The organism is Dysgonomonas sp. HGC4 (genome assembly GCF_001261715.1).
Taxonomy (GTDB): Bacteria; Bacteroidota; Bacteroidia; order Bacteroidales; family Dysgonomonadaceae; genus Dysgonomonas_A.
In genome coordinates, this window is sequence record NZ_CVRU01000038.1 from 1 (window position 1) to 15,354 (window position 15,354).

A 15,354-nucleotide genomic window follows, 5' to 3' on the forward strand; every position below is an offset into this window, starting at 1 on the left:
TTATATTAGCTCCTTTTTCTATACTAAATAATCTAATACACAATATTATAGCCTTATAATATTGCAGAATAAATAACACTTATAACTAAAACACTTTTATAGAACACTAAACCTAAAAACTAAACTATCAGATAAACAACTATTTAAAGAAACTAAACTATCGATTAGGAATAAATTGTATTGGAAAGAGGAATCATTTTATGATTCAAGCTGTATCCTTAGCTAAGATGCTCCCCCTGACAATAAATAGCCATTTATTGAATAAAACAGTCTATTTAGGCATCTTTTAGGTATAACACCAAAGAGGTCATAAAAGTTTAGTAGACAAAGATTTCAAATAGAAATAATGTCTTTTTAACTCTCTGAGGTTGTCCTATTATATTTGAAACGGCTACTAACCTTACTTTTCTCAAACATTCAGGACTTCACATAGGTCATTTTTTCCCTATCGAATCATTATAGCATAACTCTGAAATAGCAGTATACATTAAATAATCTTAGTAAAAAAAATATGACCCTGCACTTTCGTACAAGGTCATACATCATATATATGAGACTTTCTCTATTTACTGAACAATCACTTTTACACCATTTGTGTTAGATATAAATTCAGGAGCATACATACATTGTATAGAAGTTATTCCATTAGAATACTCACCACTACGATTTACGTATACAGGATATTCAAAAACATATGTTCCTTTTGCTAAATGATCAAAAAAGAAATTAGTTGAAGCATCTTTAGTCGATTGATAGTAGTAAGTATTATTTTGCCATCTCAATCCTGATAAAGTTTCTATTGGCTCGAAACAAGACGCTCTCATATCTTTCAAGTGTACAAACTCCATATCACGATCTACTCGAACAGTTAGACGCATAATTACTTTATCTCCTACTTTCAGAGGATTAGATTCTGTAACTTCTACTAATGTCTTACCATTAGCAGTTGCCTTTTCTACAAATAACTTTTTGTCAATATTCAGCTCTCCTTTTTGAGTAGTTATCTTATTCAAGTCTTCGTAATATTGCCAATACATAGCACCCCATGCTGGTCCATCTCCCGATTTTTCGATCTTCACATTACCCATTTGGTTTGAAATCTGATCTCCTGACCACGACTCTTTGATATAACCTGTACCTAGTTCTTTATTTTTAGACTCAATCTTTTTATTATTCACAAAGATTTTAGATTCTCCTGTTGATGCAAACCAATCGCTGCCAGTACTCAACAATGCATATATAGCATCAATAGTAGCATGAGTAGATTCCCAAACCTGAGTTTGTTTTTGTTTCAACAACCACTGTTTCATTAGATCCATATCACTGGGAGATGCCTTTGTTTCTTGGAAAGCTTCCATTATGAAAGAGTGAACTGTTACAGCAGAGTTACTCATAAAGGCACTACTTGTATTATTTGCCCAGAACATTCCCATTTCATCATTAACGGTTGCGTGTTCACGAATCGAATTCATAATTTTATCACTCACCGCTTTATTACCATTACTTACAGACAATACTGCAAGTAGAGAACGTTCATATAAATTCAAATCAGTCCAATTTTTCTCTACTACAGATGTATAAAATTTTTCTGCCTCTCTTGTAGCTTGGTCGATTGGAATATCTCTGTAATTAGATCTTACATACAAATATTCTAACTGATTGGTAGATATACTTGTTATCTTCGTCCAATCTGTATTATGTTTCTTCAGTTCTGTAAAATCTTTTAAAATCTGAGCATCAATATATTTCAAAGCATTCATTTGCATAACACGCACTTCATTAGGATATTCAACTGCATTGAGTTTTACCAATTGCGAAAATCCATATAATATATATTGTGTCATACTTCTGCTCGAATACATGTCTTTATACCACGACCATCCTCCATCTGGATTTTGTAAATCCTGCAATTTAGCAATAGCTTGTTGTGTCTGCATATTCGTATTATTCAAATCAAATAATAACGATAGACGATTCATCTGCTCAGTTTCATTTTTGGCATCTAGAACCCAAGGAGTTTCTTCTAACAACACTGCTTTTAGCTCTTCATTTTTCTGTAATTTAGATACAAGTGTTTCCTTATTTCCACCTTGTTTTTTCCAAGCTTCAATCATTGTAGCAACCTTTGGATATTGTTTCATCATAAACGATCCCAAAGTATTTACATAATAACTGGCAAACCAATTTACAGCATTTTCATTTGTAGGATTACTCAACGTAGGTAATGCTTGTACTGCATACCAAGCAGGATTGCCTGTATACTCAAGAGTCAAACGGTAATTAGATAATGTATTCGATTTATTATTAATCAATTTTTCAAAAGCAAAATCTTTTGTCTGATTTCCGTTCACATTCATAGTCATACTTTCAGTCACTAACATTCTATTAGGAAGCACCGAAACTACATGTTGCTCACCATCACTAAATGAGGCACTCTCTGCAATAACTCGACAACCCAGCATATCAATATCATCAGGAACATCAAATGTCCATGTTGCCGATCCCGAAGCATCTTTCTCTAAAGTAAAGTCTTGATATTGATTAGTTACCCCAATTGATTTCACTTGATCTGTCAAAGGATCAAAGAATTCGATTCTAACTTTTCCACTGATTGCTTTATCCGATAAGTTAGATATTTTAGTAGATATGCTTGTTTTATCGCCTTCACGAACAAAACGCGGCATATTAGGTGTAACCATTAATTCTTTACGAGAAACTGACAAAGCTTCTAAACTTCCTATATTTAATGATTTGTCGTATGCTAAAGCTCTGAATTTCCAAGTAGTATTACTTTCTGGAACAGTAAAACTAATAATAGTCTCTCCGTTTTTATCTGTTTTCAATTGAGGATAAAAGAACGCTGTCTCATTGAAATTAGTACGAATTTGAGGTTTTGTAGACTCATCCATATAATTCTCTACAAGACTTTTTTCTTCGCCCTCACTAGCAATAACTTTATGCTCTTTTAATTCAGCAACATCAAGAGAAACTGCTCCCGCAGCTCTATCTTGCAACATTTCAGGAGCAGGAGACATCACAGACACACCTCTTACCATAACACCGTACCCATTGCCATAGAAACGGAATCCAAACCAATTTAGTTGATCCCATTTAAATGGATCGTATTTATAAGTTACACTTGCAAAAGATGATGATGCACTCGCAGTTCCAAAAGCTGAGCCATCGCTACTAAATGCTCTAGGATAAATATACTCTTCATATTTAGGATTTAATAACCAAATATTGGGAGATTGTAATTGATCTAATGAAGTGTCGTACATCGAAGCCAATAATTCAGCAAAGGCTGGTTTATTTTTATTGTCTTTTACTGAAATACGCCATTCTTCCTGTTGACCGGGGCGAAGTTTATCTCTAAATACTTCGAATTTTAAATTCAAGTTCTTAGCCTCTTCTTCTTTAGAAAGAGTTACTTGTCTAATATATGGTTTTTCATCAATTACATACGTAAATACTGCTGTAATCTGATCACCATACTCATCTTTATAAGGAATTACAAATTTCTTATTCTCGTTACTCAACTCAAGATGTTGACGTTGCAATAGTTTATCTCCCTTTAGCAAGTCATAAAGTATAGTTGCATTTTTAGCAGATACCCCTAATACTATCTCAGCATTTTTATTGGAATTAAAAGTCTTTTGTTTTTCAATTAACCATTCATTTGTTTCAATGGGAGGAGTTTTATCATCCAAAGAATACAAGATAAAGTAACTGCGAGATACTACATCCCTACCCTTCTCATCTTTAGCATTTAATGATAACATATATCTAGCCGAAGATAATTTAACAATCTCATTTCTAAGATCAAATACCGTAGTATCTGTTGTAAAACCACCTGACAACACTTCAGCTTTAATACTATCATTAGGTAATACACTATATATTGTATAATTACCCTTAGCTTCGATAGCTTGTCCGTTAAGATTTGTTGCCATCACATGTATTTTTTCTTTCGATGCTTTATCTAATTGTGAGGGAATATTAGCTGATAATATCATCGACACATCACCTATAGCAAAATTATAGTTCCCACTTTGTGTTTCGCCATTTATGTCAGTCACCTCCGCATTTACAGAAAAATTAAAAATATTATTACTGAATCTTCCTGCAGGAGAATCATTTAAAGGTGCAGTAAAAGTAATCTCAAAAGAACCATCATCGTTAGTTGTTACAGTTCCATTATCTATATTCTCGGTAGGTGCCGGAGACCACCATCTAAAGAATGAACTTTTCGTGATACTATACTTTACATTAGCTCCCTGTACTTTAGCTCCCGAATAATTTTCGGCACGACCTATAAGTTTCACTACATCACCAAAAGCATATGTCTTTTCTATTTTATCGAATGTTATTTGAAAGGTCGGACGTTTATATTCTTCAACATTAAAATATTGAGAAGATTCTCCTACTTCAATTCTATATTGGCCCGTAAGTCCGTTTTGAGGTAACGCAAACTCACCTGATATTGATCCGAATTCATTAGTAGAAAGTGTTTTATCTACAACCAGTTGATTGTTTGCATTATATAAACTCACTTTATACTTCTTATTTGTATTTAATACTGTTGTTTTCTTATCAACTTGTTTTGCTGATACAGCCTTAAAATACATAATCTGACCGGGACGATATATACTTCTGTCAGTAAATATACTAATCACGTCATCATTAAGAGAAGGAGAATATACTGAAGTATTAGAGAAGTATTGATATTGAGGTAACTCTACCCCATCTTTACTCACTCTATATACATATCTGAAATTGTCTTTGTTTTTATTATCCTTTAATAATTTCTTAAGATCATAAGTAGCAAAACCTTCCGCATTGGTCTTTACTTCGTCAACCTTCGTATACTTTTCAGGAGACCATGACACTGCATAAATCACAATAGAAGCATCTTTCATTGGCTTACCCGAAAGGCGATCTACTGTATAAAACTCATACTGATCTTCACCTGTAATTCTCGCAAAATCGGCTATCGTAGAAATACTAAATGAAAACCAATCGTTAGTTGATGTATTACTCTTCTTATCAAAATCGGCTGTTACTTCATAATTACCTATTTTATCTAATTCTAAAGTAAACTCATGTTGATCAGTCGAATAAGTAGTTTTAGGATTAAGCGCTATTTTTTCAGTCTTAACAATAGCATTGGTCTTTTTATCCTTGACTTTGATGGTCATTTCTTTCAAATTTTTATATGTCAATTTGAAAGTCTTACTTTTATTATCAGGATGATATACCGATGCTCCATCTATTCTTGCATAAGGGCTTTCCAGTAAAGCTAATTTACCTTTTAGTAAATTAATACGCTTATAGTTAGGATACTTTTCCAAACCATATTTACACCAATCATATGCTTTTTTAGTATTAATATTATCACCTTGATCTACACGGCGATAGTAGTCCCATCTGGATAAATTATTGCTATTCAGGTAATCAACTAAAGCACTAATAACCTCTACATTATAATCATATGCCTGATTCTTTTTTTCTAATGACTCTAAAAAATTATAAGCATATTTGGTTCGATATGTTTCCGAAAGACCTGATAAGTAGCTATTTCGTCGCAGCTCTAACAACATTAAAGATTCATTCTTATTACGACTAAGAAGAGATTGAAGAAACTCTTTATAATATTGTAAAGTAATGAGATTATCCTCTCCTGAAAAATCTAATTTCACAAAATCGGATGCAGTTACAGCCAAATCTGATACTTTATATTTCTTTGCAGTAAGAGCTTTTTGAAACCCTGACACTTGATTATTTGCCGAAGTTATCCTCGTAGATTGATCTATTGCCCGATTCACCAAGAAATCATACAGTGTAGGATACAATGTCTGAGAATCATCACCTAGCTCTATAATATCCTTATAGTTCTTTGTAGTCTGCTTCAACAATGATGGTTGATCTTTTACTGATTCCTCCAAATTGCTTAGAGCTTTCTCTTGAAATATATTCTTCGACCACTCTTTCATATCATCAGGTACAAAACCTGCAATATTAGTCCTACGATCAATGGTCCATCTATCCACATCATAATAGTTCAGATATAACTCGGCCAACATCGAATGTAATAATGCTTTATCATTAACATCCCTAGAAGTAGCTATCAGATTTTCCAGATCAGTAAATAACTGAATATTCTCTTGCTTATCCGTAGCTATTTGATACTTATTCTTGTAGATCAAGGCTTTTATTGTCTGCGATGTATTTTTATCAGCAATTGCCTGTTTCAGAATTTCATCTATTACATTTATTGCAGACTTAGGCAGATCGTCCTTCTCTAATTTCTGTATCTGCGTCCACTTTTGTTCATATGACTTCATAGAACCTCCATTTTTTAAAGTCTGAGAAAATACTCCAACAGATAAGAGCAGAGTCAGACCTAAAATTAATCGCTTCTTCATATTTTTATTATTTTACGTTTCTCGAAATAAAGCTTTAAACCTTTTCTACAACAACAGCAATAGACTGTTATAATAAGAAAGTATAGCCATTAAATACTTTCATTTATTTAATAGGTAATTTTGAAAGGAAAATTCCATATAGCAACTCCTCTTTTTAACCTTTGCAGCTATTAGTTACCAGATATTAACAGTACTGCTACCAAATTATCACTTTGATAACCCAATGGGCGATGGTAAACATATATACAATATTGATTCTGTGTTTCAAAATAATTACCCTCTACTACAGAGGTAGTATAATTCTTACCCGACTTTGCCAAGTATTGATAATTGTATGCACCTTGCTTTAATAGCATAGAGCCACGATACTCTTTCTCATTATAATCGTATGTCATCAATGACTTCTCATCGAATATATCATTTGTAAAAGCACCATTTAAATAGATTGGCTCTAAGAATGGATTATCGGCTTTTAAAGTAAAATTGGTGATAAAATAATCAGCATCAACATCACTGTCTCGTCCTTCTGCATTTCGAATAAAAAATCTCCCATCCTGATCACGATCATATACATGCCTTCTGCCTGCTCTTATTTTATCGGGAACAACATAAGTATAGTAATAAGGTCTTATATACTTTGTTGATTCTATCCTCAAACCATTATATCGAAAACTTACAGACTCGAATCTTCGATATTCATTACCTGCTTCAAAAATTAAGTCCCTATTCAATTCATACACCAATCTATTACCTTGAATAAAAGTTGGTTTAATAACTGATTTCTGATTATCCAGACGATTATTTTGACGAACAAATACCGTTAAGTCAGAAAACACATCTCTTATCCTCAAATTATTAGTATTGATAACGAAAGATACTTGCTGATGCTCTCTATTACTATCTATATCTGTATTAGAAGAAACCGAGCCTGTTATTTGCACCTCAGGATTTAATATAGAAAAGCAGGCAGTCAGCAAAACCTTATTGGGGTTGTCCTCTTCATACACCTCTACGACATAATTACCTGAGAGCATTATCCGTTGCCTATCGTTAGGTATTTCAATATTGAAATTTATATAATCTACAGTTGTATTAAAGGATAAAGCAAAATCTTCGATCGGAATATCATTAAATCCATCTACATATTCAACATCTATCAGCGGCGAGCGAGTCCAATCAGCATAACAATTGATAAGACGATAGCGCAACTGCTTAGTTGAGTTGGCACCCATCCTATCGAAATTTATCTGGATATAATCATTATTGTTTAATTGAATATAGGGCAAACGCCGCCAATCGCCCCCTGCATTGACTTGTATAGTATGTATTTCGTCCGATAATGCTTGTGTTTTATATACTTGTCCATACATTAAAACTGTAGAAACAATGAGCAAGTATAAGAATAAGGATATACGTTTCATAGAAGAATAATTTATTTCACACACTAAAGTAATAATAACAAATAAAGGAACATCTAAGTTTAAACAAAACTTGTACAACTAAGTAATATAAAATATTTATACCACGTTTTAATATTATAACTAACTATGTTTTTTACTTGCCAAAGCAATAAAAAGGTCTGAGACTATAATATCTCAAAGTGTAATATTCTACTATTCCTATTCCTCCTTATGGAATCGGAGAGCATTATCCCCTCTATAATTATATAATCTAAATTTGCATATTATGATTCTACAAACTAAATCGATAAGTATTATACTAGGAGTATGCCTTTTGTTATCATGCTCCAATAAATCCTCTCAAGGAGAGCATCAAGCTAGTGATATTTCTGAATCAGCAGCAAGTGCAGAAACCGAAGCAAATATAGCTTTTACGCCCCCTACCATACTGCAAGGAACATCAGCAAGTTCTTCTCAATCTAATTTTATAAGCTCTCTGGCAGCATCTACCAGCAACCATGATGATGTTCATAAATTTATAAGAACTGCCCAAATAAAATTCAAAGTAAAAGATATTCCCAAAGCAACTTATACGATAGAAGATATCATTATAAAGAACAATGGTTTTATAATCCATTCAACTATAAATAACGAGAATAGCTATTCAACGACTACTAATATTTCTAACGACTCATCTTTAGTAACTCATTACAGTAATCTTATTGCCGATCTCGTATTAAGAGTACCACATACCAAATTAGATACTGTATTAAAGCAAATTGCACCACTAGCTCTTAAAATTGATTATCGAACTATAGAAGCAAAAGATATTACTTTACAGCTACTTTCTGAGAAAATGAAACAGGAGCGCATGAGTAAAAAAGGTAGACGAATATCAGATGCTATTAATAATAAAGGACATAAACTGAATGACGTAATAGATGCAGAAGAAGTTCTTGACAATACTCTCGAAGAAGCCGATAAAACAAAGTTGGCTGAATACGAAATAAACGATCAGGTAGAATACAGCACCATCACTATTAAATTATACCAAAATACAAGTGTATATACAGAAAGAGTATTACGCGAAAAACCTGTAGAAGAATATGAAACCAGCTTAGGCGAAAAAGCAAAAGACGCATTATATAATGGATGGATTATCGTAAGTTCATTACTTATATTCCTACTCAATATCTGGCCACTTATTCTAATCGGTGCAATCTTAGCTATACTCTATTGCAAATACAGAAAGAAGAAAGAATAAGTAGTTGTGCAGATAAAATATTACCTTTAATGGTACTCAATTGAAGTAGTATATAAAAATAGCCGAACAAATTAGTTCGGCTATTTTTATTATTGATATATCATATTAAGAAGAAAGAACTCTCTTTTTAGCTAAGAATTCTTTGATTCCTCCAATATGTTCTCTTACTTTCTTATCTGAGAATTCAAATACTTTAGTTACTAATCCATCAAGGAAATCACGGTCGTGAGATACTAATATTACAGTTCCATCATAATCCAGAAGAGCATTTTTCAAAACCTCTTTCGTTTTCAAATCGAGGTGATTGGTAGGCTCATCGAGAATAAGAAGATTTACAGGCTCAAGCAATAATTTAATCATTGCTAAACGTGTACGTTCTCCTCCTGATAGCACTTTTACTTTTTTATCAGAATCATCTCTATTGAACATAAAAGCACCTAATATGCTACGTATCTGCGTACGTATATCACCTTCAGCAACGCGATCTATTGTTTCAAAAACAGTTAAGTCTTCATCCAATAAGTCAGCTTGATTCTGAGCAAAATAACCAATCGTTATATTATGCCCCAACATCATTGTTCCCGTGTATGGAGTTTCGCCCATCACACATTTAACAAAAGTTGATTTACCTTCACCATTCTTACCGGCAAGAGCAACTTTCTCTCCACGCTCTATCATTAAATTGGCATGCTCAAAAACAAGATAATCATCATATTTTTTAGTAACCATATCAACCGTTAACGGATAAGTACCCGAACGTGTGGCTGGTTGAAACTTAATGCGAATAGATGAACGATCTTCTTCATCAATCACTACCCTATCCAGTTTTTCCAATTGGCGCACACGGCTTTGTACCAAAGTAGCCTTAGCTGCCTGAGCACGAAATCGCTCTATAAACTCTTCAATTTCCTGTATTTGTTTTTGCTGAGCTTCCCAAGCATGTACTTGCTGTTGACGGCGTTCTTCTCTCAATTCTATATATTTAGAGAAGTTTACTTTGTAATCGTAAATTTTACCTAAAGTCAACTCAATAGTCCGAGTAGTTACTGCATCGATAAAAGTACGGTCATGCGATATAAGAACCACTGCATTTGCCTGAGTAGTTATAAAATCCTCTAACCAACCGATAGATTCAATATCTAGGTGATTGGTAGGCTCATCCAATAACATAATGTCAGGTTTACGAAGCAACAATTTAGCTAGTTCGATACGCATACGCCAACCACCGCTAAACTCGCTCGTTGCTCTGTCCAAATCGTCACGTTTGAAACCAAGCCCCATCAATGTTTTCTCAACCTCACCATCGAAGTTGGTATCTTCTATATTTGCTAGCCTTTCATGGGCATGGGTAAAATCATCCAATAATTTCGAATAATCATCCGACTCATAATCTGTACGAGTCTCCAACTGACGATTCATTTCTTCTATAAGTGCTTCCAGATCATAAATCTGCGAAAAAGCCAATGAGGCCTCTTCACGAACAGTTCTATCATCCGAAACCTGCATAACCTGAGGCAAATAACCGATAGTCATCCCTTCGGGACCTGAAACTGAACCCTGATAGCTTTTATTTACACCTGCAAGTATCTTCAACATGGTACTTTTGCCTGCACCATTTTTACCAACAAGAGCTATACGATCCTTAGCGTTAATTATAAAATTTATATTATCAAAAAGAGTTTTTCCTCCAAACTCTACTTTAAGCGATTCAACTATCAGCATGTACTTCTATTCTTCTTAATTTAAAACGAGGTGCAAAGGTAGATATTTTGAAGAGATAAACAACCCTGCAAGTATCTAATAACCATTCTCAACCAATTTAAATAATGCTAAATATCTATTGCCACATTACATAAGTATAACTAACTAGGTATATTTTACTTACCGAATTAACCAAACCGTCTGCCACTCCAATGATAAGCATCAAAACATTCTAAAAATGAAACAACTGTAAGGAGAACTTAAAAAATGGTATCAGATTTGATCCAAAGCAAGAAAATACAAGTTTTTTTTGTATTTTTGTTCATCTTTATTCAGTATATTGATACTGGAAGATATCTATTGTTACATAATTTATACTAAAGAGATTAAAGCTTGCTTTATTATCCGTATACTTACATTGTACAATATATTTAGGTCTATACCTTAGTAATCATTTTTTAATACAACATATAAAGATGAAAGTTCTGAAATTCGGTTCCACTGCCATTGCAAGCCCCGAGAGGCTTAAAATTGTTACTAAACTAGTTAGTCAAATACCTAATAGTATTGTAATACTTTCTGCTATTGCAGGTACAACCAGTCAATTAGAAGAAATTTCAGATTATTTATACAAAAAAAACCCTGAAGGAGCGAACGAATCTATCAATCGTCTGGAAAAAGAATATCTTGAAAAAGTTGAAGAATTATATTCTGCACAAGCTATAAAAAGCGAAGCTGAATCTTTTGTTATAGAAACGATTTCTTATATCCGCTCATTTACAAATGATCTGTTCACACTTTTCGAACAAAGAATAGTACTTGCTCAAGGCGAACTTCTAAGTACAGGGCTTTTTACATTAATGCTAAAAGAGTTAAATATTAAAGCTCTTGAACTACAAGCTAAAGACTTTATTAGAATAGATAAGAAGCAAGAACCCGATTCTACTTTCATTCAGCAAAACCTTACTAAGCTATTACAGCAAAATAAGGATACTGATATATTTGTAACCCAAGGTTATATCTGTCAGAATACTTATGGCGAAATAGATAACTTTCAATTTGGAGGAAGCGATTATTCGGCATCTCTTGTGGGTGCAGCCATCCAAGCAGAAGAAATTCAAATCTGGACAGGCTTTGATGCTCTATATGGTAATAATTCTCAATTGATTTCTAATACACATATTGTACATCAGATCAATTTTGATGAAGCTGCCGAATTAGCATATTTTGGTGCTAAAATATTGCATCCAATGTGTATTCTTCCTGCTAAAATGGCAAATATACCAGTACGTTTATTGAATATATATAAACCAGAAGGAAAAGGTACACTTATCTCTAATCAGACTGAAAAGGGAAAGATTAAGGCAATAGCGTCTAAGGATGGTATCACCGTTATCAATATTAAATCGAGCAGAATGCTACTCGCTCATGGCTTTTTGAGAAAAGTCTGTGAAATATTCGAGAATCATCAAACATCAATTGACATGCTTACCACTTCTGAAGTCGGCGTAGCTGTTACTATTGATAGTCCTAAATATCTGACTGAAATTACAGATGAACTGAAAAAACTAGGCATAGTAACCGTAGACCAAAATATGACTATCATTTCGGTTGTAGGCGATCTTAATTGGGAAAATGCAAGCCTAGAAGCAGAAGTTCTGGATGCCATTAAAAATGTGCCTATCAGAATGATTTCATATGGAGGAAGCAGTTATAATATATCCTTCATTATCAAAGAAGAAGACAAAGAAAAGACATTACAATCTCTAAATAATAAAATATTCTAAGCGGTAAGATTTAAACCTTTTATAGCTTTGATTGTTGCAATATCCAGAGACGTTATGACTCTAAAATATATCATTAAATATTTTTCATTTACTTAATTACAATATATGACAAAAGGAACATTTCCTGTGGAGAGCTTCAAAGGGCTCGAAACTCCTTTCTATTATTACGATGTCAATCTATTAAAAGAAACCCTATCTATAGTTAAGGAAATAACTCATAAGTATGGTTATATACAGCATTATGCAGTAAAGGCAAATGCAAATCACAGAATTTTACAAATAATTGCAACTGCTGGTTTTGGAGCAGATTGTGTTAGTGGTAACGAAGTAAAAGCAGCTATTAATGCAGGCTTTCCTGCTTCTAAAATTGTTTTTGCAGGAGTTGGTAAAACCGATAAAGAAATAAATTTAGCATTAGATTACAATATTTTCTGTTTCAACGTTGAGTCATTACCCGAATTAGAGGTAATAAATGAATTGGCTGAGAAAAAAGGAAAAACAGCATCTGTAGCTATTCGTATCAATCCTAATGTAGATGCTCATACTCATGAATACATTACTACTGGACTGAACGAAAATAAATTCGGTTTCTCAATGTCTTCTTTGCCTAAAGTTTTTGCAAAGATCAAAACATTGAAGAATATCGAACTATTAGGTATTCACTTCCATATCGGATCTCAAATTACAGAAGTTGATACATTTGATCCATTATGCGAACGTGTAAACGAGTTGCAAACACAATGCGAAAACGAAGGTATTATTCTTAAACACATCAATGTTGGTGGTGGATTAGGCATCGATTATGATAATCCTAATGAAAATCCAATTTCTGATTTTAAAAATTACTTCGATCTATTCAATAGTAAATTAGAATTAAGAAAAGGACAAACCCTTCATTTCGAATTAGGTCGTGCCATGGTAGCACAATGTGGTTCTCTTGTTTCGAGAGTTACTTATGTAAAGGAAGGCGAAAGCAAAAAATTTATAATTCTTGATGCAGGTATGACCGATTTAATTCGTCCAGCTCTATATCAAGCATATCATAAGATAGAGAACATTTCATCTAATCTACCCATTCAACAATACGACGTGGTAGGTCCTATCTGTGAATCTTCTGACTGCTTTGCTAAAGATTACGAATTGAATGAAACTAAAAGAGGTGATTTTGTAGCCCTTCGCTCTGCAGGAGCTTATGGCGAAATAATGGCCTCACAATACAATTGCAGAGAATTGCCTAAAGCTTATCTATCAGATAGTCTATAAGCATAAATACTGGATATCAATATCTAAAGAAAGTCAAGAGCAGATAATTCTTGGCTTTCTTCTGTTGTAAAGGGGTAAGGTTTATAAATCTTAGTATCTTTGTCTAATATTTGGATAGAGATACATTGTATATATGTCTCTCTATGTTAATTATCTGAAAGTTTTGATGATATATTATCAAGTCATAGTATTATGCTTGATAAAGTATTAAAAGGTCTGAGACCTTAAACACAGCTATAAATATTTTACGGTACTTATATATATTCTATAATGGAACAATTTTCATCTTATTTTACGCTTGATATTATTGGAATAACACTACTATCAATACTACTAGTAACTCTTATTATTCAGATATTCTTTTATATTCTGTACTACAAGAAGCCTGTGTCTTATTTCAATAAAACTAGCAATAAAAATGAAGATAGAACCAATTTACCATCTGTCTCTGTAATCATAGTAGCCAAAGATGAATCCGAAAACCTTGCTCGATGTTTACCCTCTATTCTTAATCAGGACTATCCCGATTATGAAGTAATAGTTGTAAACGACGGATCAACTGATGAGAGTGAGTTCCTTTTGAAAAATCTAAAAAAAGAGTATCCGTTTTTATATAGCACCTTTTCACCCTATTCAGATGATAATGAGTCTATTCAAAACAAAGTACTACCACTTACTATAGGGATCAAGGCTGCACGTAAAGATATATTACTGTTTACAGAAGCCGATTCTCTCCCAATGACAAATCAATGGATCAAATCAATGATGAATAGCTTAGCCGACAAAGATATTGTGATAGGCTATAGTCGTTTTACAGAAGGTGAAGATTTCAACAATAAAACTGCCTTATTTGATAATCTATTATTCACTCTGCAATGTATGTCAATGGCTATTAAAAACAAGCCATTTGCTGGTCTATACAAGAACTTAGCATATAAAAAACACTTATTTTTCGATAATAAAGGTTTTTCGGCAACACTCAACTACGACAATGCTGAAGAGGTTTTTGTGAACCACATTATGACCAACAATAACACTGCCGTAGCTTTAAATCAGGATAGTTATATATCTACCGAACTTGATAATTTTTCTCATTGGCGAAAAATTAAGACAGCATATAGCAGAGCAAAATTTAATTTCAAAGGATTCACTGCTGGAATATTCTCATTGGAAACATTCTCCAGATACCTATTTTATTTACTAACTATAGCCTCAATAGTTTATAGTTCAATATTACTTCTTTGGGTATATTTAGCTGTTGCAATTCTATTCTTTATCATAAGATATACAGTCCAAATTTTAGTTTTAAATAAAGCAGCCGATCATTTTCTTTCAACTCGGTTTCATTTAACATTACCTTTTCTTGATGTTATTCAACCTTACTACAATTCTTACTTCTCTCGAATTTCTAAAAGTAAGAAGAGACGGAAAAAATAAAATACAATCATATATATAAAAAGGCTCATTGATATTTCAATGAGCCTTTTTTGGAACAAATTATTATAATAAATTAA

At 33.0% G+C, this 15,354-nt stretch carries 7 protein-coding genes; 4 read left to right on the forward strand and 3 right to left on the reverse strand.

Annotated features, from left to right (window positions below):
• Window positions 1-566 precede the first annotated feature (566 nt).
• A complete protein-coding gene (locus HGC4_RS03815; protein WP_050708800.1) occupies window positions 567-6,425 on the reverse strand; it encodes an alpha-2-macroglobulin family protein in 5,859 nt (1,952 codons plus the stop codon).
• Between the two features lie 170 nt (window positions 6,426-6,595).
• A complete protein-coding gene (locus HGC4_RS03820; RefSeq protein WP_050708801.1) occupies window positions 6,596-7,846 on the reverse strand; it encodes a type IX secretion system plug protein in 1,251 nt (416 codons plus the stop codon).
• Between the two features lie 265 nt (window positions 7,847-8,111).
• Between HGC4_RS03820 and HGC4_RS03825 the strand changes: the two genes are divergently transcribed.
• Window positions 8,112-9,089, forward strand: coding sequence for a DUF4349 domain-containing protein (locus HGC4_RS03825; RefSeq protein WP_050708802.1), 978 nt, complete (start codon window positions 8,112-8,114; stop codon window positions 9,087-9,089).
• A 105-nt stretch (window positions 9,090-9,194) separates the two neighbouring features.
• Here the strand turns inward: HGC4_RS03825 and HGC4_RS03830 are convergent, their stop codons facing one another.
• Complete coding sequence (locus HGC4_RS03830; RefSeq protein WP_050708803.1) at window positions 9,195-10,811, reverse strand: ABC-F family ATP-binding cassette domain-containing protein; 1,617 nt, start codon at window positions 10,809-10,811, stop codon at window positions 9,195-9,197.
• A gap of 455 nt (window positions 10,812-11,266) precedes the next feature.
• Between HGC4_RS03830 and HGC4_RS03835 the strand changes: the two genes are divergently transcribed.
• The 3 genes from HGC4_RS03835 to HGC4_RS03845 all read left to right on the forward strand — a co-directional run bounded on the left by HGC4_RS03835 (window position 11,267) and on the right by HGC4_RS03845 (window position 15,277).
• Window positions 11,267-12,577, forward strand: a complete 1,311-nt coding sequence (locus HGC4_RS03835; RefSeq protein ID WP_050708804.1) for an aspartate kinase — start codon at window positions 11,267-11,269, stop codon at window positions 12,575-12,577.
• Window positions 12,578-12,682: 105 nt separating this feature from the next.
• Window positions 12,683-13,840, forward strand: coding sequence for a diaminopimelate decarboxylase (lysA, locus tag HGC4_RS03840; RefSeq protein WP_050708805.1), 1,158 nt, complete (start codon window positions 12,683-12,685; stop codon window positions 13,838-13,840).
• 270 nt (window positions 13,841-14,110) lie between these two features.
• Window positions 14,111-15,277, forward strand: coding sequence for a glycosyltransferase (locus HGC4_RS03845; RefSeq protein WP_050708806.1), 1,167 nt, complete (start codon window positions 14,111-14,113; stop codon window positions 15,275-15,277).
• The last annotated feature ends 77 nt before the right edge of the window (window positions 15,278-15,354 follow it).